Source organism: Geodermatophilus sp. DSM 44513 (genome assembly GCF_032460525.1).
Classification (GTDB): domain Bacteria; phylum Actinomycetota; class Actinomycetes; order Mycobacteriales; family Geodermatophilaceae; genus Geodermatophilus.
This window is the reverse complement of the sequence record NZ_CP135963.1, coordinates 15,024-39,327: the sequence shown is the minus strand read 5'-3', so window position 1 is coordinate 39,327 and position 24,304 is coordinate 15,024. Positions and strand designations below refer to the sequence as shown.

23 protein-coding genes and 3 tRNA genes are annotated in these 24,304 nt (G+C 74.8%); 11 read left to right on the top strand and 15 right to left on the bottom strand.

Annotated elements, in window-relative coordinates; translation table 11 throughout:
- Positions 1-37: 37 nt before the first annotated feature.
- The 3 genes from RTG05_RS00180 to RTG05_RS00170 all read right to left on the bottom strand — a co-directional run bounded on the left by RTG05_RS00180 (position 38) and on the right by RTG05_RS00170 (position 2,447).
- Positions 38-1,087, bottom strand: coding sequence for a hypothetical protein (locus RTG05_RS00180; protein ID WP_166526952.1), 1,050 nt, complete (start codon positions 1,085-1,087; stop codon positions 38-40).
- Complete coding sequence (locus tag RTG05_RS00175) at positions 1,084-1,716, bottom strand: RNA polymerase sigma factor (protein WP_166526951.1); 633 nt, start codon at positions 1,714-1,716, stop codon at positions 1,084-1,086. Before RTG05_RS00175 ends, RTG05_RS00180 begins: the two co-directional genes overlap by 4 nt.
- 89 nt (positions 1,717-1,805) lie before the next feature.
- On the bottom strand, positions 1,806-2,447 hold the full coding sequence (locus RTG05_RS00170; RefSeq protein ID WP_166526950.1) for an HhH-GDP family DNA glycosylase: 642 nt from the start codon (positions 2,445-2,447) through the stop codon (positions 1,806-1,808).
- Between the two features lie 142 nt (positions 2,448-2,589).
- Between RTG05_RS00170 and RTG05_RS00165 the strand changes: the two genes are divergently transcribed.
- The gene (locus tag RTG05_RS00165; RefSeq protein ID WP_166526949.1) at positions 2,590-3,009 is read left to right on the top strand and encodes a DUF1707 SHOCT-like domain-containing protein; all 420 of its coding nucleotides are present in this window, start codon (positions 2,590-2,592) and stop codon (positions 3,007-3,009) included.
- A 100-nt stretch (positions 3,010-3,109) separates the two neighbouring features.
- Complete coding sequence (locus RTG05_RS00160; protein ID WP_315912597.1) at positions 3,110-3,487, top strand: nuclear transport factor 2 family protein; 378 nt, start codon at positions 3,110-3,112, stop codon at positions 3,485-3,487.
- A 48-nt stretch (positions 3,488-3,535) separates the two neighbouring features.
- Here RTG05_RS00160 and RTG05_RS00155 read toward each other — a convergent pair.
- Positions 3,536-3,618, bottom strand: a tRNA-Leu gene (locus RTG05_RS00155).
- A gap of 175 nt (positions 3,619-3,793) precedes the next feature.
- Here RTG05_RS00155 and RTG05_RS00150 point away from each other — a divergent pair.
- From RTG05_RS00150 to pknB, 7 genes are all read left to right on the top strand, one after another.
- Complete coding sequence (locus RTG05_RS00150) at positions 3,794-4,600, top strand: FHA domain-containing protein (protein ID WP_166526947.1); 807 nt, start codon at positions 3,794-3,796, stop codon at positions 4,598-4,600.
- A 57-nt stretch (positions 4,601-4,657) separates the two neighbouring features.
- Positions 4,658-5,119, top strand: coding sequence for an FHA domain-containing protein FhaB/FipA (locus tag RTG05_RS00145; RefSeq protein WP_166526946.1), 462 nt, complete (start codon positions 4,658-4,660; stop codon positions 5,117-5,119).
- 28 nt (positions 5,120-5,147) lie between these two features.
- Positions 5,148-6,578 carry a PP2C family protein-serine/threonine phosphatase gene (locus RTG05_RS00140; protein WP_315912158.1) on the top strand — a complete coding sequence of 477 codons (1,431 nt, stop codon included), beginning with the start codon at positions 5,148-5,150 and terminating at the stop codon, positions 6,576-6,578.
- A 40-nt stretch (positions 6,579-6,618) separates the two neighbouring features.
- Positions 6,619-8,037: an FtsW/RodA/SpoVE family cell cycle protein gene (locus RTG05_RS00135; RefSeq protein WP_166526945.1), complete on the top strand. Its 1,419-nt coding sequence runs from the start codon at positions 6,619-6,621 to the stop codon at positions 8,035-8,037.
- Entirely contained in the window at positions 8,034-9,479 is a 1,446-nt protein-coding gene (locus tag RTG05_RS00130; protein WP_166526944.1) for a peptidoglycan D,D-transpeptidase FtsI family protein, read from the top strand. The genes RTG05_RS00135 and RTG05_RS00130 overlap by 4 nt, the downstream gene beginning before the upstream one ends.
- The gene (locus RTG05_RS00125) at positions 9,476-11,440 is read left to right on the top strand and encodes a serine/threonine-protein kinase (RefSeq protein ID WP_166526943.1); all 1,965 of its coding nucleotides are present in this window, start codon (positions 9,476-9,478) and stop codon (positions 11,438-11,440) included. The genes RTG05_RS00130 and RTG05_RS00125 overlap by 4 nt, the downstream gene beginning before the upstream one ends.
- 127 nt (positions 11,441-11,567) lie before the next feature.
- On the top strand, positions 11,568-13,496 hold the full coding sequence (gene pknB / locus RTG05_RS00120; RefSeq protein ID WP_166526942.1) for a Stk1 family PASTA domain-containing Ser/Thr kinase: 1,929 nt from the start codon (positions 11,568-11,570) through the stop codon (positions 13,494-13,496).
- 37 nt (positions 13,497-13,533) lie between these two features.
- On the opposite strand, the gene RTG05_RS00115 is transcribed toward pknB, so the two are convergent.
- Positions 13,534-14,193: an aminodeoxychorismate/anthranilate synthase component II gene (locus RTG05_RS00115; protein WP_166526941.1), complete on the bottom strand. Its 660-nt coding sequence runs from the start codon at positions 14,191-14,193 to the stop codon at positions 13,534-13,536.
- 16 nt (positions 14,194-14,209) lie between these two features.
- Positions 14,210-14,977, bottom strand: coding sequence for a DUF881 domain-containing protein (locus RTG05_RS00110; RefSeq protein ID WP_166526940.1), 768 nt, complete (start codon positions 14,975-14,977; stop codon positions 14,210-14,212).
- 67 nt (positions 14,978-15,044) lie between these two features.
- Here RTG05_RS00110 and crgA point away from each other — a divergent pair, with 67 nt between their 5' ends.
- Positions 15,045-15,317: a cell division protein CrgA gene (gene crgA / locus RTG05_RS00105; protein ID WP_166526939.1), complete on the top strand. Its 273-nt coding sequence runs from the start codon at positions 15,045-15,047 to the stop codon at positions 15,315-15,317.
- 476 nt (positions 15,318-15,793) lie between these two features.
- Here crgA and RTG05_RS00100 read toward each other — a convergent pair whose 3' ends face one another.
- Positions 15,794-16,960 carry a thiolase family protein gene (locus RTG05_RS00100; protein WP_166526938.1) on the bottom strand — a complete coding sequence of 389 codons (1,167 nt, stop codon included), beginning with the start codon at positions 16,958-16,960 and terminating at the stop codon, positions 15,794-15,796.
- A gap of 92 nt (positions 16,961-17,052) precedes the next feature.
- Here RTG05_RS00100 and RTG05_RS00095 point away from each other — a divergent pair, with 92 nt between their 5' ends.
- The gene (locus RTG05_RS00095; protein WP_166526937.1) at positions 17,053-17,469 is read left to right on the top strand and encodes a PH domain-containing protein; all 417 of its coding nucleotides are present in this window, start codon (positions 17,053-17,055) and stop codon (positions 17,467-17,469) included.
- Here the strand turns inward: RTG05_RS00095 and RTG05_RS00090 are convergent.
- From RTG05_RS00090 to gyrA, 8 genes are all read right to left on the bottom strand, one after another.
- A complete protein-coding gene (locus tag RTG05_RS00090) occupies positions 17,466-18,224 on the bottom strand; it encodes a rhomboid family intramembrane serine protease (protein WP_166526936.1) in 759 nt (252 codons plus the stop codon). The two genes, RTG05_RS00095 and RTG05_RS00090, sit on opposite strands and share 4 nt — an antisense overlap.
- Positions 18,225-18,355: 131 nt before the next feature.
- Positions 18,356-18,889 carry a peptidylprolyl isomerase gene (locus RTG05_RS00085; RefSeq protein WP_166526935.1) on the bottom strand — a complete coding sequence of 178 codons (534 nt, stop codon included), beginning with the start codon at positions 18,887-18,889 and terminating at the stop codon, positions 18,356-18,358.
- 52 nt (positions 18,890-18,941) lie between these two features.
- On the bottom strand, positions 18,942-20,045 hold the full coding sequence (locus tag RTG05_RS00080) for a S49 family peptidase (RefSeq protein WP_166526934.1): 1,104 nt from the start codon (positions 20,043-20,045) through the stop codon (positions 18,942-18,944).
- Positions 20,046-20,353: 308 nt separating this feature from the next.
- A tRNA-Ala gene (locus tag RTG05_RS00075) sits at positions 20,354-20,426 on the bottom strand.
- A 24-nt stretch (positions 20,427-20,450) separates the two neighbouring features.
- On the bottom strand, positions 20,451-20,717 hold the full coding sequence (locus tag RTG05_RS00070) for a DLW-39 family protein (protein ID WP_315912157.1): 267 nt from the start codon (positions 20,715-20,717) through the stop codon (positions 20,451-20,453).
- A tRNA-Ile gene (locus RTG05_RS00065) sits at positions 20,685-20,758 on the bottom strand. The genes RTG05_RS00070 and RTG05_RS00065 overlap by 33 nt, the downstream gene beginning before the upstream one ends.
- 124 nt (positions 20,759-20,882) lie before the next feature.
- The gene (locus RTG05_RS00060; protein ID WP_166526933.1) at positions 20,883-21,584 is read right to left on the bottom strand and encodes a DUF3566 domain-containing protein; all 702 of its coding nucleotides are present in this window, start codon (positions 21,582-21,584) and stop codon (positions 20,883-20,885) included.
- A gap of 162 nt (positions 21,585-21,746) precedes the next feature.
- On the bottom strand, positions 21,747-24,215 hold the full coding sequence (gene gyrA, locus RTG05_RS00055; RefSeq protein WP_166526932.1) for a DNA gyrase subunit A: 2,469 nt from the start codon (positions 24,213-24,215) through the stop codon (positions 21,747-21,749).
- Positions 24,216-24,304 lie beyond the last annotated feature (89 nt).

Below are 24,304 nucleotides of genomic sequence, written 5' to 3'. Positions count from 1 at the left end.
TCCACGGTCGTGCGGCCCGACGTGCGTGTCCCCCAGCTCAGGGTGCGTAGGTCACCTGCGCCGCGAGCTCGAGGACCTGCTGCTGGGTGAAGGCGTCCGGCACCTGCAGGACGAAGGTCGTCCCGTCGGGGAACTGCGCCTGCAGGAACCAGTGCTGCTGGTCCAGGTAGCCGGAGTCACACAGGACCAGCTGCGCCGGGCGGCCGTTCACCGTCACGTCGAGCTGGGGGCCGACCGGCGCCATGATCGACTCCCGCACGTCGTCGGGCGGGATCACGTCCTCCGGCAGCGGGAGGTGCACGGTGAGTGTCTGCTGCTCGTAGGCGTCGTTCACCAGGGTGAGGACCCGCCCCATCTTGAAGTCGAGGACCGACCACCCCGCCGGCGCCAGTCCCACCGCGAGCACGGCCGGCTGCGGGCGGTCGACCAGGCTCTCGGCGACCGCGGTGACCCGCGCCGGGTCGTCGTACGCGCCGTGTCCCTCGATGCGGACCCACTGTCCGTCCTCGCGCTCCCACACCAGCTGGGTGTAGCCACGCCGGGTGCAGTCGAGGTCCGTCTCGGGTCCAGTGCACCAGGGGCGGGAGCCGCGGACCAGCTCGGCGTCCCGGCCGGCCACCTCGACCTCGCGGGGCCTCCCGACCTCTTCGTCGGGGGCTGGGGAGGGCCGCTCCGGCTCGTCGTCCCCGACGTGGATCGAGAAGCCCTCCCGATCCCCCGCGTCGTGGTAGCTCGCGATCATGGCGCTGGTCCCGCTGCCGTCGAAGGCGGGCCGCAGCCCCGGCGGCTCCGGGTCCAGGGACAGCGGGAAGGTCGGCATCTCGAAGTCGACGAGGGTGACGCTCCCCGGCGGCGGACCCACCGGATCGGGTGCGGCGATCACGACCGCGCCGGCCCAGGCAGCGGCAACGGCCACCAGCCCGGCGCCCAGGCGCAGGGCGGGCCGCCGGCCCGGCAGCGGCCGCCGGCGCGCGGTCGGCCGGCCGCCGATCTCGGCGAGCAGGGTGGCGCGGGCGGCGTGCCGGGCCTGGGTGCTGAGCGCCGGGCCCTCCGGGCCGGCCGCGCGGAGCAGGGCGATGTCGTTCATCGGGGGTCCTCGAGGGGGGAGGCGGGGCCGAGCACGGCGCGCGTCTGGCGGCGGGCCCGGTTGAGGCGGGAGCGGACGGTGCCGGTGGGCACGTCGAGGACCGCGGCGATCTCCTCGTAGGACAGCTGACCCCAGGCGAACAGCAGCAGGACGTCGCGGTCGCGGGCGTGCAGCCCGGCGAGGGCGGCGGCGAGCGGGCCGCGCAGTGCCTCCGCCGACCACCGGCCGGCCGAGTCCGCGGGGTCGTCGCCGTGCTCCGGCGGCTGGGCAGCCGCCCGGGCCAGTGCCCGGTACCGCCGCCGCTCGGCCCGCGCGTGCCCGTGCAGCAGGTTCGTGGCGATGCCGATCAGCCACGGACGGACGTCGAGGCGCTCGGGCCGGTAGTCGGTCCGCCGGCGGAAGGCGATCAGGAAGGTCTCGCTGAGCAGGTCGTCGGCGCGCTCACCGGCGCGGCGACCCAGGTAGCGGTGCACCTCCGCGGCGTGCCGGTCGAACAGCTCGGCGAACGACTCCGGCTCGGTGACGGACCGGGCGACGAGCTCGGCATCCGACCGCCGGTCCGGCCGAGCGGCGGACGGGGCCGGCGGCTCGGGTGGTCCGACGTCCGTCCAGACCGGGCTTGGGTGCACGGATCGTGATGATCCGGCCGCGAGGGGTGATGTGGTCACATCCCTCCATGTCCGGAGCGGCGGATCGGGTTCACGGCCCCGGCGCTCGCTCAACCGCCGAGCGGGTCCGCGTCGTCCCCGAGCAGCCGGATCCGGACCAGCCCCGCGGCGAACCGGGCGAGCTCGTCGCCCGGGACGAGGCCGGCCAGCGCATCGACGTCGGGAGGCAGACCCACCCGCCGCGCACCGTCGAGAGCCCGGTCGTCGAGGTGCGGGCGCACCCACGGCCAGACGGCCTGCACCTCCCGCAGGAACACCGCCGCCCCCGTGGGCCCGATCCCCTTGACCTCCTGGAGCAGCCCGGCCGCCCGGCCGGGGTCCCCGTCCGCCTCGGCGGCCAGCCGGCGCAGGTCACCGCCGTAGCGGTCGAGCACCAGCTCGGCCATCTCCTCGAGCTGGGTCCCCGTCCGCTCGTCGTAGCGGCGGTAGTGGGCCCGGCCGAGGGCCTCGACGAGCTCGCGCCGGTCCGCCGACCGCATCCGCTCCGGCGTGGTGAACCCGGCCCCGCGCAGCTCGACCGCGGCGGCGACCGCGATGCCCGCGTCGATCCGCGCCGACAGCAGCTCGGCGAGCACGAGGAGCTGGAACAGCGGTGCCGGGGTGTCCGCGAGCCGGATCCCGGCCTCCTCGGCGTAGGTGGTGCCGTACCGGTCGAGGACGGCGCGGGCGGTCTGCGCGGCGGAGCGACTCATGCCGCACCCAGTACCCGCGCCAGCACCGGCAGCAGCCCTCGGAGGCCTGACGGCGTTCCACGTGGAACCGGTGACGTCCGTCAGTACCGCGCGGGCCCGGCCCCGCCCGAGACTGGGGACCCGTACCGAGGAGGAGCCCGAGATGCCCGAGCCGCACCTGCGCGCCGCCGACGCCGACCGCAGCGCCGTCGCCGCCCGACTGGGTGACCAGATGAGCGCCGGGCGGCTCACCGTCGCCGAGTACGACGAGCGGCTGGCCCGCGCCTACGCCGCCCGCACCTACGGCGAGCTGGCGGCGCTCACCGAGGACCTGCCACTGCCCGCCGTCCAGGCTCGGTCCGCCACTCCCGTCGTCCGCACCGGGTGCGGCGGAGGCAGCCTCGAGGCGGCTCGGCGCTCCTGGGCCGTCACCGCGGTCGTCGTGCTCGCCGTCTGGACGCTCACCTCGATCGCGCAGGCCGACCTGCAGTACTTCTGGCCGTTCTGGGTCATCGGCCCGTGGGGCGCGGTGCTGCTGGCGCAGACGCTCGCCCGCGGACGCGGTCGGCAGCCGCTCAGCTGAGTGCTACCGGGCCGGTCGGCCGAGCGGGTGGGGACGCCGGGAGGCGGGTAGGTGGCCGGGCCAGTGCCCCGACGACCAGGAGGACGACCCCGTGCACTCCATGACCGAACGCTTCACCGACGCCCTGCACCGGATCGACAGCGACCGCGACGTGGCGCCCATGATCGAGCTCACCGGGGACGACGCCGAGCTGTCCAAGCTCGACGAGCACCACCAGACCAGCGGCAAGGACGGCGCGAAGACGTTCTGGGAGGACTACCGCAACGTCTTCGGCGACCTGGAGACCACCTTCACGCACAGCGTCGTCGGCGAGGACAGCGCCGCCCTGGAGTGGACGTCGACCGGCACCCTGCGCAGCGGCAAGCCGTTCCGCTACCGCGGCGTGACCGTCATCCAGGGCGACGATGAGCGCCTCACCGGCGTGCGCACCTACTACGACTCCGCGGCGTTCATCCAGGAGCGCGGGGGCACCGCCTGACGACGCGAGGGCCCCGGGGAGGTCTCCCCGGGGCCCTCGTCGCACCTGTGGGCAAGGGGGGAGTTGAACCCCCACGTCCTCTCGGACACACGGACCTGAACCGTGCGCGTCTGCCATTCCGCCACTTGCCCCGGCGAGGGACGACAGTAGCAGCCTCCCCCCGGGCGTCCGGGACGGGCCCGGACGGCGTCCCGGCGGGGTCGTCGTGCGCCCGCCGACGTGAGTCGGTCCGCGGCTGGCCGGCCCGCACCCGGCTACGATCACGGATGGCAGACCGGAGGACCGAGCGAGCGCAAGGGAGCGACTGTGGGCGTGCTGCAGCGCTTCGAGCGACGACTGGAGGGCATGGTCGGGCTGGCGTTCGCCCGCATCTTCAAGGGCAAGGTGCACCCCGCGGAGATCGCCAAGGCCCTCACCCGCGAGGCCGACGAGCAGCGCGCCGTGATGGGCGAGGGCCGGGTGCTCGCGCCCAACGTGTACGACGTGCGGCTGGGCGCCACCGACTACGACCACCTCGCCGAGTGGTCCGAGCAGCTCGCCGCCCAGCTCGCCGACATGGTCACCGAGCACATCGAGGCCGAGGGCTACCAGGTCTTCGACGCCGTGCAGGTGCGCCTGCAGCGGGACGGCGAGCTGCCCACCGGCGTCTTCGAGGTCAGGTCGCACGTCGCCGACCCGGCCCGCCCGGGCACCCCGCTGGGCGGCACGGCCGGTCCGCGCAGCGGCGCGATCCCCCCGGTGCCGCCCGTGCCGGGCCGCATGGCCACCGACACCGGCCGGCAGTCGCCCTCGACCGTGGTCGGGCGCGCCGGCAGCCGCCCCGGCGTCACCCACGTGCTGCTCGTCGACGGCCCGGGCACGCGGCACGAGCTGACCACCGGGCGCAACGTGATCGGCCGCGGCACCGACGCCGACATCCGGCTGCCCGACACCGGGGTGAGCCGCAAGCACGTCGACGTCGTCCTGGACGAGGGGACGGCGATCGCCGAGGACCTCGGCTCCACGAACGGCACACTGGTCAACGGCCGCCGGATCACCCGCCAGCCGCTCGCCGACGGCGACGTCATCCGCATCGGCCACTCGGTGCTGGTCTACCGGCAGGACGGCGCGTGAGGCCGGTGGTGCGCCCGTGACCGACCCCGCGAGGTCCGGCACCGGCGGGGTGCGGTCGTGACCCCCGAGATCGTGCTGCAGATCTTCCGCTTCGGCTTCCTGCTGCTGCTGTGGCTGTTCATCTTCGCCGCCTTCCGGGTGGTCCGCGCCGACCTGTTCGGCGGCCGCGCCGGCCGGGTGTCGTCGGTGCCGCCGCGGGCGGCCAGGGCCGGCGGCCGGAAGGCCCGTGGCCCGCGGACGCTGGTCGTCACCGCCGGCCCGCTGAGCGGCACCAAGATCACCCTCGGTGACCAGCCGATCCTCATCGGCCGTGCCGACGACTCGACCCTGGTGCTGACCGACGACTTCGCCAGCTCCCGGCACGCGCGGCTGACCAACCGCAACGGCCAGTGGTACGTCGAGGACCTCGGCTCCACCAACGGCACCTACCTCGACCAACAGCGCGTGCAGGGCCCGCTGCTGGTCGCCCCGGGTCAGCCGATCCGCATCGGCCAGACCGCCCTGGAGCTGCGCGCGTGACCGGCGGCACCGCGGGGAGCCGGCCCCGATGAGCCTCGCGCTGCGCTACGCAGCCCGGTCCGACCGCGGCCTGGTCCGCGGCAACAACCAGGACTCCGTCTACGCCGGCCCGCGGCTGCTGGCCGTCGCCGACGGCATGGGCGGGCACGCCGCGGGCGACGTCGCCAGCAAGGTGGTCATCGCCGCGCTGGAGCACCTGGACGACGACGCGCCGTCCGGGGACATGCTGCGGGCGCTGCGCGAGGCGGTCTTCGACGGCAGCGAGCACCTGCGCGAGGTGATCCGCGAGTCCCCGCAGCTGGAGGGCATGGGCACCACGCTGACCGCCGTCCTGTTCGCCGGCGGCCGGCTGGCGCTGTGCCACGTCGGCGACTCGCGGGCCTACCTGCTGCGCGACGGGGTGCTGCAGCAGATCACCCACGACGACACGTTCGTCCAGACGCTGATCGACGACGGGCGGATCACGCCCGAGGAGGCCAACCACCACCCGCAGCGCTCGCTGCTGCTGCGCGCGCTCAACGGCCAGGACGTCGACCCGGACCTGTCGATGCGCGAGGCCCGGGCCGGGGACCGCTACCTGCTGTGCTCCGACGGCCTGTCCGGCGTGGTCAGCGAGGAGACCCTCGCCGAGGCGCTGCTGGACCCCGACCCGCACTCGACGGCCGACCGGCTGGTCGAGCTCGCCCTGCGCAGCGGCGGCCCGGACAACATCACGGTGATCGTGGCCGACGTCGTCGAGGACGGCGGAGGCGGCACCTACCCGGTCGACCCGGTGGTCGACGGCGCCGCGGGCGACAACGTCGGGCAGCGCGCGGTCGACCCCCGCTCGGCCGCCGGGCGGGCCGCGCTGGCCGGCCCGCAGCCGGCCCCGCCGGAGGCCGGGGTCGGTGGAGGAGCCGGCCGGGTCGCCGCCCCGCCCCCCGGTCGCGGGCGGCGCCGGGTGCTCGCGGCGCTGGCCGCCGTCGTCCTGCTCGGTGTGGCCGCGGTGGGCGCCTACCTGTGGGTGCTGTCCAACTGGTTCGTCGGGGTCCAGGACACCGCCGGCGGCCAGCAGGTGACCGTGTTCCGCGGGCTGGACAGCTCGCTGCTGGGGGTCGAGCTCAACCGCGTCGCCGACGTCACCGACCTGCCCGTCGCCGACCTGACCCCGGCCGGCGCGAGCAAGGTGCAGCGCGGCATCGAGGCCACCGACGCCGGCCACGCCGAGCGCATCGTGGCGATGCTGCGCGACCAGCGCCTGCAGGTCTGCCCGCCCCCGCCGGAGGCCGAGCCGACCCCGTCCCCGGCCCTGCCCAGCGCTGAGCCGTCGACGCCCCCCGTCCCGGCCGACCCGGCGGCGCCGAGCGCCGCCCCGACCGACGCCGCGCCCGCCACGCCGAGCCCGACCTCCGCCGCGCCCACGTCGCCGCGCGCCACGGCCACACTGGAGCCCGGCGTGGACTGCCGGGAGGCGCCGTGAGCCGGCCGGCGACCCGACGTCGGGTGGGGGAGGAGGTCGCATGAGCAGCGGTCCCGGCACCGACCCCCGCGCGGCGGTGGGCACGGAGGCGCCACCCACGCGCCGCGGCACCGAACTGGCCCTGCTCGGCTTCGCCGTCGTCATCACGCTGGTCGCCCAGGCGATCGTCGACCTCACCGTGACCGGCGCGCTGACCACGGAGCTGGCCACCTTCGGCGTCTGGTTCACCGCGCTGTGGACCGTCGCGCACCTGGTCGTGCGCCGCTGGGCCCCCTACGCCGACCCGCTGCTGCTGCCGTCGGTCGCCCTGCTGGTCGGCCTCGGGCTGTCCTTCATCCACCGGCTCGACCTCGCCGCCCAGCAGGCCGGCAGCACGGTCAGCCGCGAGGACGCCCCCGTGCAACTGGTGTGGGCCACCCTCGGCCTGGTCCTGTTCGTCGCCGTCCTGCTGGTGCTGCGCGACCACCGGCTGCTGTCCCGCTTCGCCTACACCCTGGCGCTGGTCGGCCTGGTGCTGCTGGCCATCCCGGCGCTGCTGCCGGCCTCGCTGTCGGAGGTCAACGGCGCCAAGATCTGGATCCGGGTGGCCGGCTTCAGCATCCAGCCCGGCGAGTTCGCCAAGATCTGCCTGACCGTCTTCTTCGCCGCCTACCTGGTCGACAAGCGCGACGTCCTGGCGCTGGCCAGCCGCCGCGTGATGGGCCTGGAGCTGCCGCGCGGCCGCGACCTCGGCCCGGTGCTGGTGGCCTGGGGGCTGTCGATCCTCGTGCTGGTCTTCGAGCGCGACCTGGGCAGCTCGCTGCTGCTGTTCGGCATCTTCGTGGTGATGCTCTACGTGGCCACGGAGCGGGCCAGCTGGCTGGTCATCGGCCTGGGCCTGTTCGCCGGCGGCGCGCTGATCGCCTACCAGCTGTTCGGCCACGTGCAGCAGCGCGTCGACTCCTGGCTGGACCCCTTCGAGTACTACGACGGCTCGGGGTTCCAGGTCGCGCAGGCGCTGTTCGGCCTGGGCACCGGCGGGCTGTTCGGCGCCGGCCTCGGCGGCGGGCGTCCCGACCAGGTGCCGGTGGCCAAGAGCGACTTCATCGCCGCCGCGGTGGGTGAGGAGCTGGGCCTGTTCGGCCTGGTCGCGGTGATCATCGTCTACCTCGTCCTGGTCGAGCGCGGCCTGCGGACGTCGCTGATCTGCCGGGACGCCTTCGGCAAGCTGCTGGCCGCGGGCCTGTCCTTCGCGATCGCCTGGCAGGTGTTCGTCGTCCTGGGCGGCGTCACCGGGCTGCTGCCGCTGACCGGGCTGACCACGCCGTTCCTCGCCTACGGCGGGTCCTCACTGGTGGCCAACTTCGTGCTGGTCGCGATCCTGGTGCGGATCAGCGACGCCGCCCGCCGCCCGGCCGCCCCCGCCGGGCCGCCGCGGCCGGCCCTCGGCGACGCCCCGACCGAGGTGGTGCAGACGTGAACGCCCCGCTGCGCCGCGTTGCGATCAGCGTGCTCGTGCTGTTCACGCTGCTCATCGTCAACGTCAACGTCATCCAGGTGGTCCGCTCCGAGGAGCTGCGCGCCGACGGCCGCAACACCCGCGTGCTGGCCGAGGAGTACGACCGCGAGCGCGGCTCGATGATCGTCGGGGGCACCGAGGTCGCCTTCTCCGTGCCGACCGACGGCCGGCTGAACTACCTGCGGCAGTACGCGAACGGCCCGGTGTACGCGCCGGTCACCGGCTACTACTCGCTGGTCTACGACACCTGGCAGATGGAGCGGGCCGCCGACGGGGTGCTCGCCGGCACCGACGACCGGTTCTTCGTCCGGCGGGTGGCCGACCTGTTCACCGGCCGCGAGCCCGCCGGCGGCGACGTCGTGCTCACCCTGGACCCGGCCGTCCAGGAGACCGCGATGGCCGGCCTGGAGGGCGTCACCGGCGCCGTGGTGGCCCTGGACCCGGCCACCGGGGCGGTGCTGGGCATGGCCAGCACGCCGACCTACGACCCGACGCTGCTGTCCAGCCACCAGCCCGCCGACATCCGGGCCTACGCCGAGCAGCTCGAGGCGCTGGAGGTCGACCCGCGGCTGAACCGGGCGATCGACGCGCGGTACTCGCCCGGGTCGATCTTCAAGGTGGTCGTGTCGGCCGCGGCGCTGGCCGACGGCGGCTACACGCCGGACACCGTGGTGGCGGCGCCCGAGGAGCTGGTCCTGCCCGGCACCACGACGCCGCTGGAGAACTTCGGCGGCTCGGACTGCGACCCCAGCGGCCGGCAGAGCCTGCTGGACGCCCTCACCGTCTCCTGCAACACCGCGTTCGCCCAGCTGGGCATCGACCTCGGCGAGCAGCGGGTCCGCGAGATGGCCGAGGCGTTCGGCATCACCGGCGAGGGGTACGAGATCCCGCTGACCGTCGAGGGCAGCACCCTGGGCGAGATCGAGAACGACGCCCAGCTCGGCGTGAGCTCCATCGGCCAGCAGGACGTGCAGCTGACCCCCCTGCAGGCGGCGATGATCGCCTCCGCGGTGGGCAACGACGGGTCGCTGATGCGCCCCTACCTGGTCGACCAGGTGCGCGCACCGGACCTGTCGGTCATCGACGAGGCCGACCCCGACGAGCTGGGCGAGCCGGTCTCCCCGGAGGTCGCCGACCAGCTGACCGAGATGATGGTCAGCGTCGTCGAGGACGGCAGCGGCCGCCGGGCGCGGATCGACGGCGTCACCGTCGCGGGCAAGACCGGGACGGCGGAGAACGCCGGGCCCGACCACAACTGGTTCATCGGGTTCGCCCCGGCCGAGGACCCGCAGATCGCCGTCGCGGTCTTCGTGGCCAACGGCGGGGGCACGGGCGGCGACGTGTCCGCGCCCATCGCCCGTGAGGTCATGCAGGCCCACCTCGAGGGACAGGGCGGCTCATGACGCTGTCGACCGGGACGATGCTCGCCGGGCGCTACGAGATCACCGCACCCATCGCCACGGGCGGCATGGGCGAGGTGTGGCGGGCCCGCGACCGCGTCCTGGACCGCGAGGTCGCCGCCAAGGTGCTGCGCAGCGAGTTCACCGGCGACCCGAGCTTCCTGGCCCGCTTCCGCAACGAGGCCCGGCACACCGCCGCGCTGTCGCACCCCAACATCGCCTCGGTCTACGACTACGGCGAGACCGAGGACGACCGCGGGTCGCAACTGGCGTTCCTCGTCATGGAGCTGGTCGAGGGCAAGCCGCTGGTCACGATCCTGCACGAGGAGGGGACGCTGCCGGTCGACTGGACGCTGCACGTCCTCGGTCAGGCCGCCGACGGCCTGTCGGCAGCGCACCACGCCGGTGTCGTGCACCGCGACATCAAGCCGGGCAACCTCATCGTCCGGCCCGACGGCGTGGTGAAGCTGACCGACTTCGGCATCGCCCGGGCCCGGGACGCCACCCCGCTGACCCGCACCGGCATGGTCGTCGGCACGGCCCAGTACCTCTCCCCCGAGCAGGCGCAGGGCTTCGAGGTCACCGCCGCCTCCGACGTCTACTCCCTCGGCGTCGTCGGCTACGAGTGCCTGACCGGCGGCCGCCCCTTCGACGGGACGTCGCAGGTCGCGGTGGCCCTGGCGCACATCAACCGGCCGCCGCCGCCGCTGCCGACCGAGGTGCCTCCGGCGGTGCGGCTGCTGGTCGAGCGCGCCCTGGCCAAGGACCCCGCCGACCGGTTCCCCGACGGCGCCGCGTTCGCCACCGCCGTCCGGTCGGTGGCCGCCGGCGACGGCCTGGCCGCCGGGAACGGTCGAGCCGCCGGCAACGGTCTGGCCGGCCACGGCCTGGCCGCCGGGACGGGCCTGGCCGCCGCGGCGGGTCCGGCCTCCGGCAACGGACGCGTCTCCGGTCAGGCCCCCGCCGTCCGGGCACCGGGCCCCGGGACCATGCCGCCCGTGCCGCCGGCCACCGGTGCCGCAGCCCGGACCGAGGTCGTCGACGACCTCGCCGACACCCGCACGCAGGTGATGGGCGCCGCCTCGGTGGGCGGTGCGCCGGTCACCGGCGCGCGGACGTCGGCGCACGCCGTGCCACCGCTGCGCCGTCCCCCGGAGGACGACGGGGACGGCTCCGCCCCGGCCGGTGCCGACGGCGGCCGGCGCAGCCGCTGGCCGCTGCTGGTGGCCGGCCTGCTGGTGCTCCTGCTGCTCGGCGCGGGCGCCGCGTTCCTGCTGACCGGCGGCGACGGGGACCCGGCGGGCACCACGGCCGACCCCACCGCCACCACCGCGCCGACCGAGGCCGCCGCCCCGGGGACGGTGCTCGTCGACAGCGCCGCCTACGTCGGCGACCCCGTCGGCGACGTCGAGGCGCTGCTGGCCGGCCAGGGTCTGGTGGTGTCCACCGAGGAGGCCGACGCCGACGACCTCGCCGCGCTGGGCCAGGCGCTGGACGAGGGCGACGTGGTCACCACCGACCCGTACGGCGAGGACGTGGCGGTGGGCTCCACCGTCACCCTCTACTACGCCCCCCGGGACTACGCCCCGGAGACCGGTGGGCCGGACACCGGCACCGGCACCGGCCAGGACGACGCCCCCGCCGCCCCGACCACGGCCGCGCCGGCACCCACGACGGCCCCCGCCCCGACGACCGGCAGCGACGAGGGGCAGGCCGGCGACACCGGCCGGGACGACGACGACGAGCGCGACGACGACAGCGGGCAGCGCCGCGGAGGCGCGGACCCCACGCCCACCGCCACCACGGCCCCCACGGCCGACCCGCCGGGCGATGGGACGGCCTCGCCGAGCACCACCCTCCCGGGCAACTCCCCGCCGGCGTCCCCGTCGCCCAGCGCCCCGGCGACCCCGGGCACCGACGTCGAGGGGCAGGCGGCGCCGACGACCGGAGGCGCGGGCGAGTGAGCCGCCCCCCTCGCGCCACCCGGGCCCGGGGGGTCGCAGCCGTTAGGCTGCCCGCCGGCCCCACCGTCCGATGCGGTGCGCCGAGCCCCGCCCGGACGCAGCACCGCACCGCCCGAGAGGACCTCCGATGACCACGCCTCCCGTGCTGGGCGAGCGCTACGAGATCGGCGGGGTGCTCGGCCGCGGCGGCATGGCCGAGGTGCACCGCGGCCGTGACCTGCGGCTCAACCGCGAGGTGGCGGTCAAGGTGCTGCGCCAGGACCTCGCCCGGGACCCCTCCTTCCAGGTCCGCTTCCGCCGGGAGGCGCAGGCCGCGGCGTCGCTGAACCACCCGGCCATCGTCGCGGTGTACGACACCGGCGAGGACCGCACCGCGCGCGGGGCCACCCCGTACATCGTCATGGAGTACGTCGAGGGGGAGACGCTGCGCGACCTGCTCCGCCGGGAGGGCGTGCTCTCCCCCGAGCAGGCGATGACCCTCACGGCCGACATCTGCAACGCCCTGGACTTCAGCCACCGCAACGGCATCGTGCACCGCGACGTGAAGCCCGGGAACGTGATGATCACGCCCGAGGGCACCGTGAAGGTCATGGACTTCGGCATCGCCCGGGCGGTGTCGGACTCCGCGGCGACCATGACCTCCACGGCCGCGGTGATCGGCACCGCCCAGTACCTCTCCCCGGAGCAGGCCCGCGGGGAGAGCGTCGACGCCCGGTCCGACGTGTACTCGACCGGCTGCCTGCTCTACGAGCTGGTCACCGGCGCGCCGCCGTTCACCGGCGACTCCCCGGTCTCGGTCGCCTACCAGCACGTGCGCGAGGACCCCCGGCTGCCGTCCTCGGTGAACCGGGCCGTCCCGCCGGAGCTCGACGCCATCCTGCTCAAGGCGCTGAGCAAGAACCCGGCCAACCGCTACCAGTCCGCCGCCGACATGCGCAGCGACCTGCTGCGGGCGCTGGCCGGCCAGCGGGTCGAGGCCACACCGGTGATGGGCGACGCGGAGAAGACCGCGATCATCGGCGCCCCGCCCGGCGGCTACGGCGGCCGGGACTGGGACGGCGAGGACGACGAGGACCGCGCCCGACGGCGCAACCGCGTCATCGCCGCGGTCGTCGCCGGGCTGCTGCTCATCGGCGGCGTGGTCGCCGTGGCCCTGCTGGTCAACCGCGGCGGCGAGGAGCCGGCCGCCGACGCGCCCGCGGCCACGCAGGTCTCGGTGCCCAACGTGGTGGGTCAGACGGAGGCGGCGGCCACGACGGCGCTGCAGGCCGCCGGGCTGACCCTGGGCCCGTCGACGACGCAGGTCACCCAGGACCAGGCCCAGGTCGGCACCGTGCTGGGCACGACCCCGCCGAGCGGGACCCAGGTCGACCAGGGCAGCGCCGTGGCGCTCGTGCTCGGCGTCGGGCCGGACACCGTGGAGGTCCCGGCGGTGATCGGCCTCGACGTCGACGACGCCGAGGAGACGCTGGAGAACGCTGGCTTCTCGGACGTGACCACCGAGGAGGTCGACTCCGTGGCCCCGGAGGGGCAGGTCACCGGGGTCGAGCCGGGCGAGGGCCAGGCGGTCGACCCGGACACGACCGTCACGCTGCAGGTCTCCAGCGGCAGCGCCGTGGTCCCCGACGTGGTCGGCCAGCAGCAGGCCGCGGCCACCCAGGCACTGCGGGCGGCAGGCTTCACCAACGTCGTCCCCGAGCAGGTCGAGGCCGCGCAGCCGGCCGGCACCGTCGTCGCCACCGACCCCGCGGCCGGCCAGCAGGCGTCCGCCGACGACGAGATCACCCTGCAGGTCTCCAGCGGCCCGGCCGAGCCGGAGACCGTCGCCGTGCCGAACGTCGCCGGCCGGTCGGCCAACGCCGCGCTCGACGCGCTGGAGGGCGCCGGGTTCACCGACGTCACCGTCGTCGACGCCACCGGCGAGGAGGTCGACCCCGCGCAGGCGACGGCCGTCGGGACCGACCCGCCGGCCGGCTCGCAGGTCACCGTGGACACCCCGGTCACGCTCACCGTCCAGGGACCCGCGGAACCGCCCGCCGACACCCCCGGCGGCTGAGCGGCGGGCCCGCGCGGAGGGCCGGCCGCGCCGCCGCTCAGGAGGCGGTGGTGGTGACGGTGGTGAGCCGGTGGGCCGCGGTGCTGGCCGCCTCGAGGGCCGCGGGGTCGACGGGCAGGCCGCAGGTCTGCAGCCAGGTGGCCAGCATCCGGTGGCCGCCCTCGGTGAGCACCGACTCAGGGTGGAACTGCACGCCCTCCACCGGCAGCTCCCGGTGCCGCAGCGCCATCACCACGCCCGACGGCGTGGTGCCGGTGACCTCCAGCTCCGGGGGCACGGTGTCGCGGTCCACGGCGAGGGAGTGGTAGCGGGTGGCGGTGAACGGCGACGGCAGCCCGGCCAGCACGCCGGCGCCGTCGTGCACCACCTGGCTGGTCTTGCCGTGCAGCAGCTCGGGGGCGCGCACGACCTCGGCACCGAAGGCCTCGCCGATCGCCTGGTGGCCCAGGCACACGCCCAGCACCGGCGTGCCGGCCTCCGCGGCCGCGCGCACCATCGGCACGGTCACGCCCGCCTGCGCCGGCGTCCCCGGGCCGGGGGACAGCAGCACGCCCGCGACGTCGAGGTCGGCCAGCTCGTCGACGGTGACGGCGTCGTTGCGCCGCACGACGCAGCGCACGCCCAGCTGGCCCAGGTACTGGACCAGGTTGTAGACGAAGCTGTCGAAGTTGTCGACGACGAGGACCGGCCGGCTCACGGTCCCTGTGTACCAGTCAGCCGGCCGCGGCCCGGGCGTACTCCATGGCCGGCGGGGCCTCGTACCCCGGCACGGTGAGCTCCCCGCGGTCCTGGACGGCGAACCCCAGCCCGTAGTCCTGCACCGCCTGCTGGAACACCCGCACCTGCGGGGAGGCGGCCAGCTGGGCCCGGACGGCGTCCGCGTCGGCCACGGCGGTCACCACGAACGGCGGGGAGTAGGTGCGGCCCTGCAGGAGCAGCACGTTGCCCACGCACCGGACGGCGCTGGTGGCGATCAGCCGCTGGCCCATGATGGCCACCCCGTCGGCGCCCGCGGCCCACACGGCGTTGACGACGGCCTGCACGTCGGACTGGTGGATGACCACGTCGTCGGGCTCGGCCCCCGTGGGCAGCGAGCCGTCCGGGCGCCGTGGGGCGTCGTCCAGGGTGATCTCCACGCCGGGGCCGGTGAGGGGCAGCAGGCCGGCGGAGAGCAGGTCGGCGTCCCCGGCGTCGCGGGCGGCGGCCACGTCGCCGTCCCGGGCGGCCGCGGCGTCGGTGAGGGCCTGCACCTGGGCCTGCAGCGCCGTCAGCTGGTCCTGCTGCTCGGCGACGACGACCTCGCGGGCGCGGATGAGCGCGGACAGCTCGGTGGCCTCTCCCCCGCGCAGGTCGGTGCCCTGGGCGGTCTGGCTGGACGTGGCGAACAGCAGCCCGGCGGCGAGCGCCACGACCGGGACCAGCGCGGCCCACGCCGTCTGCTCGCGGGTGAGCCGCGGGCGCAGGCTGCGGGCTGTGGCCACCTCCGCAGCTTAGGCTGGGCCCGTCACGGCCGGTCGCGACGGACCGGCCCCGGAGGGAGTCCGCACGGTGCCCAAGTCCAAGGTGCGCAAGAAGTCGGTCTACACGCCACCGCAGGGTGCCCGCCAGCCGGGGACGGCCGCCGCCCGGGTCGCCGGGCCGAGCCCGCGCTGGTACGCCCCGCTGATGGTGACCCTCATGCTGCTCGGGTTGCTGTGGATCGTCGTGTTCTACGTCGCCGGCGAGCAGATCCCGTTCATGTCCGGGCTCGACGTCTGGAACTTCGCCATCGGCTTCGGCCTCATGGTCGCCGGCCTGGTCATGTCGATGCGCTGGCGCTAGCGGGGGACCGCGCCGCTGCGGCCCTCGTCCCACCCGGGACGGGGGCCGCTCGTCTGTCATCACACGGATACACACAGTGTTGTCCACAGACGGCGCTGTGCACAGTCGGAGAGCGCTGTCCACAGGTCGACAAGGCGCTGGACCCCCAGGGTTGTCCACGACATGTGGAGGACGGTTGTTCGACGGCGAGCCGCTGACCTGCGGCTGCACTGCTCCTGTGGTGGGTGGGACGGGAAGGGCACCCCGGTGACTACAGGACTGTAAGTCCATCCCCAGTTGTGCACAGCGCTGTGGACGAGTCGACACGTCGCCGGCCCCGAGGTCGGGGGTCCGGTCGCCGTCCCGACCCGGGCGTGGTAGGCCGACACGCCGCCTGACCACGGCAGACGCCCGCCTCCCCGCACCGCCGGCGGAACGGCGGCGGCCCCCGGTCCGCTGAGGACCGGGGGCCGCCGGGCGGGGACCGTGCACGGGCCTCAGTCGGAGGCCAGCAGCTCCAGGACGGTGGCGTTGGCCATCCCGCCGCCCTCGCACATCGTCTGCAGGCCGTAGCGGGTCCCGGTGGCCAGCATGCTGTGGACGAGGGTGGTCATCAGGCGTGCCCCCGACCCGCCCAGCGGGTGGCCCAGCGCGATGGCGCCGCCGCGGGTGTTGAGTCGGCCGGCGTCCACCCCGGTCTCGGCCAGCCAGGCCAGCGGGACGGGCGCGAAGGCCTCGTTGACCTCGAACAGGCCGATGTCGTCGACGGACAGGCCGGACCGCTGCAGCACCTTCTGCGTGGCCGGGATGGGCGCGGTGAGCATGACCACCGGGTCGTCCCCGGCCACCACGGTGGTGTGGATGCGCACCAGCGGGCGCAGACCGAGCTCGCGGGCCCGCTCGGAGGTGGTGACCAGCAGCGCGGCCGACCCGTCGGAGATCTGGCTGGCGTTGCCGGCGGTGATGACGCCGTCGGCGCGGAACGGGGTCTTCAGCGCGGCCAGCTTCTCCAGGGTGCCCCCAGGGCGGATGCCCTCGTCGGCGCGGACAACAGTGCCGTCCGGCGCGGTGACCGGCACGATCTCCTCGTCGAAGGCGCCGTCGGCCTGGGCCTTGGCCGCCGACTCGTGCGAGGCGAGGGAGTACTCGTCGAGCCGGGTGCGGGAGAACCCCCAGCGCTCGGCGATCATCTCCGCGCCGACGCCCTGGTTGGGGAACACCCCGTCGTAGCGCTCGAGGAACCGCGGACCCAGCGGCGCCCCGGCGCCGGCGGCCTCGGCGTAGGTGGAGCCCATCGGCACCCGGCTCATGGACTCCACGCCACCGGCGACGACGACGTCGGCCTGGCCGCTCACGACGGTCGCGGCGGCGAAGGCCACCGCCTGCTGGGAGGAGCCGCACTGCCGGTCGATCGTCGTCCCGGGCACCGACTCCGGCCAGCCGGCCGCCAGCACGGCGTTGCGGCCGACGTTGAACGTCTGCTCGCCGACCTGGCTCACGCAGCCCCAGAAGACGTCGTCGACCACGGCCGGGTCGACGCCGGCGCGCTCGACCAGCGCCTCGAGCACGGCGGCGGACAGGTCGACGGCGTGCACCCCGGACAACCCTCCCCCGCGCTTGCCCACGGGGGTGCGCACCGCGGCGCAGATGACGGCGTCTCGCATGGGAACTCCTCGTCGACCGGGGCGGTGTTCCGCCCGTCCGGCGATGGTAGGACGTCCACGCACCCGCCTGGCCCCGCTGGCAGGCTGGGGCCGTGCAGTGGTCGCCACCCGCGGGACAGACGGCCGTCCTGGCGGTCGCGGGGCTCCTGCTCGCCGGCGCCGCGGTGCTGCTGGACCCGCTGGGCCGGGTCCTGGTCGGCGGGGCCGCCGTCCTGCTGCTGGGGCTGGCCGCCCGCGACCGCCTGCTGCGCCCGCGGCTGTCGGCCGGGCCGACCGGGGTCGCCGTCCGCCGGCTGGGTGGCCGCACCGAGCTGCCGTGGGCGCGGCTGCAGGTGCGGGTGCGCGACACCCGGCGCCTCGGCCTGCGCTCGCGGCTGCTGGAGCTGGACACCGCCGCGGGGCCGGACGACGACGGCGGGCAGCTGGTGGTGCTCGGCCGCCTGGACCTCGGCGCCGACCCGGCCGAGGTCGCCCGGCTGCTGCTGGCCCTGGACCCTGCGGCCGACTAGCCGAGGACGACGAGCGTGGAGACCGTCAGCGCGACCACGACGAGCGAAGCGGTGAGCAGCATGAGGCCCAGCACCTGCAGCTCGGTGCGCCGGCGGGCCAGCACCACGATGCCGGTGGCCACGAAGCCGGCGACCAGGCCGCCCAGGTGGCCCAGCAGCGAGACGCCGGGCAGGAAGCTGACGAAGACGTTGATGGCCAGCAGGGTGAGCAGGCCGCGCAGGTCCTCCCGGCGGGCCATCATGACGACGGCGAGCCCGCCCAGGAGGCCGTAGATGGCCGCCGACGCGCCGGCCACCGGGCGTCCGGGCGCGCCGAACAGCTGCAGGGCGACGGCCCCGCCGAGCAGCGAGACCACGTAGACCGCCAGGTAGCGCCACCGGCCGAGCTGGCGCTCCAGCTCCGAGCCGAACACCAGCAGCGCCAGCATGTTGAGGACCAGGTGCATCAACCCGATGTGCAGGAACGCCGCGGTGAGCAGCCGCCAGTCCTCCCCCAGCTGGACCAGCACGGGGATCTGCGCCAACCGGGCGAACACCGGGGACAGCTCGTTGTCCAGCGGGTCGGCACCGGCCAGGCCGGCGGACACGGCGGTGACCACGAACACGGCCACGTTGAGCACGATCAGGCTCACCGTGGTGACGCCGAACCGCCGTCCGGCCCGGCGCAGCAGCGGCGTCTGACGGACCCGGCGGACGCCGGCGTTGCCGGCGCGCACGTCGTCGGGGCACTGGAAGCCCACCGAGGCCGGGGTCATGCACTCGGGGCAGATCGGCCGCCCGCACCGCGTGCAGGAGATGCGGGTCGGCCGGTCGGGGTGCCGGTAGCAGGCGGGGGCAGGGGGCGCCGGCGGTGGCTGGCCGGCGCCCCCGTCGTCCGGGGTGGTGGTCAGCTGCGCTGCACCTCGACGGACTGCAGGACGACGTCCTCCGCCGGGCGGTCCCCGCGGCCGGTCTTCACCTTGCCGATGCGATCGACGACGTCCCGGCTCTCCTGGTCGGCCACCTCGCCGAAGATGGTGTGCTTGCCGGTCAGCCAGGTGGTCGCAGCGACGGTGATGAAGAACTGCGAGCCGTTGGTGCCGGGCCCGGCGTTGGCCATGGCCAGCAGGTAGGGCTTGGTGAAGGCCAGCTCGGGGTGGATCTCGTCGCCGAACTGGTAGCCCGGGCCGCCGATGCCCTGACCCAGCGGGTCACCGCCCTGGATCATGAACCCGTCGATGATCCGGTGGAACACGGTGCCGTCGTAGAGGCGGTCGGTCGTCTTCGCGCGGGTCTGCGGGTGGGTCCACTCCCGGCGTCCCTCGGCCAGGTCGGCGAAGTTCGCCACCGTCTTGGGCGCGTGGTCGGGGAACAGGTCGACGGTGATGTCGCCGTGGTTGGTGTGCAGGACGGCGCGTCGGGCAGGGGTCGCTTCGGTCACGACGTCCACTCTCCCACCGGACGGGCGCGGGCGTCGCAGTGGCCTGAGGTGCTCAGCCCTCGGTGCAGGCCGCCGCCAGCCCCCCGTGATGGGCCAGGACCAGCGGGGCGCCGGTGCAGACGGTGCTGCGGCCGGGCTCCGGCGCCGCCGCGCCGGTGCCGTCCACGGGGGAGGTCGCGCCGAGGAGGGACTCCAGGAAGCCGGGCCCGGCCACCCGGTCCACCCGGGTGTCCTCGGGGTCGACGCCGTTCATCTCCGCGGCGTACCGGTAGGCCTCCTCGCGGCCCAGGACCCGGTCGACCAGGCCGCGGTCCACGGCGGTGTAGCCGTCGAAGACGAAGGCCCCGAGCTGGTCGACGATCGTCGGCGCCGGGATGCCCCGCGCCTGGGACACCCACGACACGAACTCCGCGTACTCGCGGTCCAGGCCGGCGTTGAGGACGGCACGCTCCTCCTCGGTGATGTCGCGGTAGGGGTTGCCGAGGTCCTTGCCGCGGCCCCGCGTGAAGTACTCCTCGGTGATGCCGCCCTCGGTGGTCACGCCCGGCTCGAGCAGCGAGCCCGGGATGCCGGTGACGTCGCGGAAGCGCTGGAACGGGCCCATGACCACGCCGATGCTGCCGACCAGGCTGCCGTGGTCGGCCACGATCTGGTCGGCCCCGGCCATGGCGTACACCCCGCCGGAGGCGGAGATCCCCTGCACGTGCGCCATCACCTGGTTGCCGGTCCGCTGCTGGTAGCGCTCCACGGCGTCGGCGATGGCGCGCGAGCCGTAGATGGTGCCGCCCGGGGTGTTGAGCTCCAGGACGAGCCCGTCGGCGTCCTCGGCCGTCAGCGAGTCGATGGTGTCGGCGACCTCGTAGCCGTACGTCGACCCGCCGAAGGTGGCGCCGTCACTGGCCCCGCCCAGGATGACGCCGGTGACGGGCACGGCGATCAGCCGCGCGCCGGCGGTCGGCTCACCCCAGACGGTCTCCGTCACCGGCCCGGTGGTCTCGGCCTCGCCGCCCGCCGAGGCGAGCCCGACGAGGGCGAGCACCATGACCACGACCAGGCCCAGGCCCACCGTCCCCAGCGCGAGCCCGGCGCCCAGGCTCGCGCCGAAGCCGAGGCCGAGCCCCCGCCGGAACGGGCTCGGCGGGGCCGGCGGCGGCATCGGACGCCAGACGGGTGGGGGCGACGACAGCGGGGGCGACGACGGCGGAGGCGACGACGGCAGGGGAGAGGACGGCCGGCCCGGCGGCGGGGGCGCGTCGGGTGGCGGCTGCTGGGTGCTCACGTCGGGCCCTCCAGGGTCTCGGGACAGCGAGACGCGACAGTACTGACCGGGCTCGGCGGTGGGCCGTCCCGCGCCGAACCGTCACGGGAGCGTGACCAGGACCCAGGGGCCGGCTCCCGGACCGGGGGGTGGCGTCTCGCCGGGGGGCCGGCGCGGGAACGCAGGCCGACGGCGGTGTCGGGGAGTGGAGACGAGGGGAATCGAACCCCTAACCCCCGCCTTGCAAAGGCGGTGCTCTGCCAATTGAGCTACGTCCCCGGGTGGGAGGTGCGACCCCCGGGCTCAGCGCGTGGTGGGTCTGCTGACCGCCTGGGGGCCGCGGGTGGCCTCGGCCCAGAGGTCGGCCTCCGTGCGGCCGGCCGACCGCCTGCGGACGGCGGCGAGGGCGCTCGCAGCCGCAGCCGCGAGGACCAGTTTCCTGAGCACGCGGGGTACCTCCTCGACGGGAGTCCCCCTCGGGAGGGGGCCGGGACCCGACCCCGGGAGCGGGGAGGGCCGGTGGTGCCGGGACACGGGTGGGCCTGGGAGGACTTGAACCTCCGGCCTCATCCTTATCAGGGATGCGCTCTAACCGCCTGAGCTACAGGCCCGTGGACCTCGACGATCGTACCCGGCGGCCAGCGGCGTCCCGCACCAGGGGTGGGGCTGCGGGCACCGGGTGCAGCGGCCTCCCTGCGGCCCGCCGCGAACGGTCGGTGCAGGGAGGCCCCCCTGCTAGTCGCGCTCGGAGAGGGTGACCTCCAGGCCGCCGACCAGGTCGGAGCACATGTTGTAGATGAACGCCGCGACGGTGCACAGCGCGGTGAGCAGCACGATGTTGATCGCGCCGATGACCGCGGCACCGCCGAACACGATGCCGGGGGTGATGACCTCGCTGCGGCCGTCGGCGCCGGAGGCGGTGCCGAGCTGGCCGAACAGGTCGTTGAGGGTGTCGAAGACGCCGAGGCCGGACAGCACGCCGTAGAGCACGCCGACGGCGACCATCCAGATGAAGAAAAGCGCGATCGACAGCACCAGCGAGATCTTCAGCGCGGAGAACGTGTCGATGTGCCGCAGCTGCAGGCGGGCCCGCCGCGGACCGCGGGCGGTCTTCTGGCCGCCACCGAGGGCGCTCTTGGCCGCGGCGACGGCCGGCTGCGCCCCGGTACCCGGCTGCACCGGGGCACCGGACTGCGCCCCGGTCGCCGGCTGCGTCCCGACCACCGGCTGCGCCGCGGTCCCCGGGGCGACGGCGGCCTGCGCGCCGGTCGCGGCAGCCTGCGCCCGGGCGGTGTGCGCGCCGGGGATGGACTGGGTGGACCCCACCGACGGCGTGCCGTCGGTGGGGGGCTGCTGGCCGGGCGCCGTCCCCTGTGCCGGGGCGGTGTCGCCGCTCCGGGACCCGGTGCGCACCGAACCCTGCGTCCGGTCGCTCATGCGAGTCTCCCGTTCCCCAGCGGCCTGTGCCGCTGCCTCGCACCCGGGGGTCCCGGCGCGCGGCCGGGGGCGCCTGGGCGCCCGTCATGGTCGGGACGACGGAGGCGGGGTGCCCCGACCCGGGGGTACCGGGCACCCGCCTCCACCGTCGTCCTCACCAGACTAGGCGGACGCCTCGTCGTTGTCCGTCGTACGGGCGATCGCCACGATCGACACGTCTTCGGGCAAGTTCATGAGCTTGACACCCATGGTGGCGCGGTCCTTGTTGTGCCGGACGCCGTTGACCGGGGTCCGGATCACCCCGCCGCCGGAGGTGATGGCGTACAACTCGTCGCCGAGCTGCACCGCCAGGGCGCCGACCAGGTTGCCCTTGCGCGCCTTGGGGTCGGCGGTGAGGACGCCCTTGCCGCCGCGGCCCTGCGGCGGGTAGTTCTCGATGCCGGTCCGCTTGGCGAACCCGCGCTCGGTGGCCACCAGGACGTCGACGCCCTCCTGGACGACCATCATCGACAGCAGCTGGTCGTCGTCGGACAGGGCGATGCCCCGGACGCCCTCGGTGGCCCGGCCCATCGGGCGGAGCGTGGCGTCGTCGGCCTTGAACCGGATCGACATCGCCTTGCGGGTCACCAGCAGCAGGTCCTGGTCGGGGTCGATGAGCGCGGCGCCCACCAGCTCGTCGCCCTCGCGCAGGTTGATCGCGATGACGCCGCCACTGCGCGGGGAGTCGAAGTCGGTCAGCCGGGTCTTCTTCACCTGCCCGTTCGCAGTGGCCAGGACCAGGTACGGGGCGACCCCGTAGTCCTTGATCTGCATGACCTGGGCGATCTTCTCGTCCGGCTGGAAGGCCAGGATGTTGGCCACGTGCGCGCCGCGGGCGGTGCGGGTGGCCTCGGGGAGCTCGTAGGCCTTGGCCCGGTACACCCGGCCCTTGTTGGTGAAGAAGAGGATCCAGTCGTGGGTGGAGCCCACGAAGAAGTGGTCGACGATGTCGTCCTGCTTCAGGGTCGCGCCCATCACGCCCTTGCCGCCGCGGCGCTGCGAGCGGTAGAGGTCGCTCTTGGTCCGCTTGGCGTACCCGGTGCGGGTGATGGTGACGACGACCTCCTCCTCGGCGATGAGGTCCTCCATGGAGACGTCACCGTCGTTGGCCACGAACTTCGTGCGCCGGTCGTCGCCGAACTTCTCCACGATCTCGGCCAGCTCGTCGCGGACGATCCGCCGCTGCCGCTCCGGGGAGTCGAGGATGGCCTGCAGGTCGGCGATGCGGGCCTCGATCTCGGCCAGCTCGTCGACGATCCGCTGCCGCTCCAGCGCCGCCAGCCGGCGCAGCTGCAGGTCCAGGATCGCGGTGGCCTGCACCTCGTCGACGTCCAGCAGCTCCATCAGGCCGGTGCGCGCGGCGTCGGCGGACTCGCTGCCGCGGATCAACGCGATGACGGCGTCGAGCTGGTCGAGGGCCTTGGCGTAGCCGCGCAGGATGTGCGCGCGCTCCTCGGCCTTGCGCAGCCGGTAGCGGGTGCGCCGGACGATGACCTCGACCTGGTGGACCACCCACTTGCGGACCAGCTCGTCGAGCCGCAGCGTCCGCGGGACGCCCTCGACGATGGAGAGCATGTTGCAACCGAAGGACGTCTGCAGCTGGGTGTGCTTGTAGAGGTTGTTCAGCACCACCTTGGCAACGGCGTCCCGGCGCAGGGTGATGACCAGCCGGCGGCCGACGCGGTCGCTGGACTCGTCGGCGATCTCGCTGATGCCCTGCAGCCGGCCGTCGCGGACGGCGTCGGCGATCGCCTCGGCCAGGTTGTCCGGGTTGACCTGGTAGGGCAGCTCGGTGACGACCAGCTGGACCCGGCCGCGGGTGTCCTCCTCGACGGTGACGACGGCCCGCATGCGCACCGACCCGCGCCCGGTGCGGTACGCGTCCTCGATGCCCTCGCGGCCGACGATCAGCCCGTGGGTCGGGAAGTCGGGGCCCTTGACCCGCTCCATGCACGCGGTGAGGGCCTCCTCCGGCTCGGCGTCCGGGTGGTCGAGCACCCAGTAGGCGGCCTCGGCGACCTCGCGCAGGTTGTGCGGGGGCATGTTGGTGGCCATGCCGACCGCGATCCCGGCCGAGCCGTTGACCAGCAGGTTCGGGATGCGCGAGGGCAGGACCAGCGGTTCCTCGGTCCGGCCGTCGTAGTTGGCCTGGAAGTCGACGGTCTCCTCGTCGATGCCGGCCAGCATCTCCATGGCCAGCGGGGTCAACCGACACTCTGTGTAGCGCATCGCTGCCGCAGGGTCATTGCCCGGGGAGCCGAAGTTGCCCTGCCCGTCGATCAGCGGGTACCGCATCGCCCACGGCTGCGCCAGCCGCACGAGGGCGTCGTAGATCGCCGAGTCGCCGTGGGGGTGGTAGTTGCCCATCACCTCCGCGACCGGCCGGGCGCACTTGACGTAGCCGCGGTCGGGGCGGAAGCCCTGGTCGTACATGGCGAACAGCACCCGGCGGTGCACCGGCTTGAGGCCGTCGCGGACCTCGGGCAGCGCGCGGCCGACGATCACGCTCATCGCGTAGTCGATGTAGCTGCGCTGCATCTCCTGCTGGAGGTCGACCGGCTCGACGCGGTCGCGGGCGGGTGTCTCGGTCACGGTTCAGGTCTCCGGTGGTGAGGCGAGGTCGTGCGTCCGACGCGTGGCCCCCTCGCAGGGGCCCGCGCCGAGCGGAGCGAGGCGCGGGG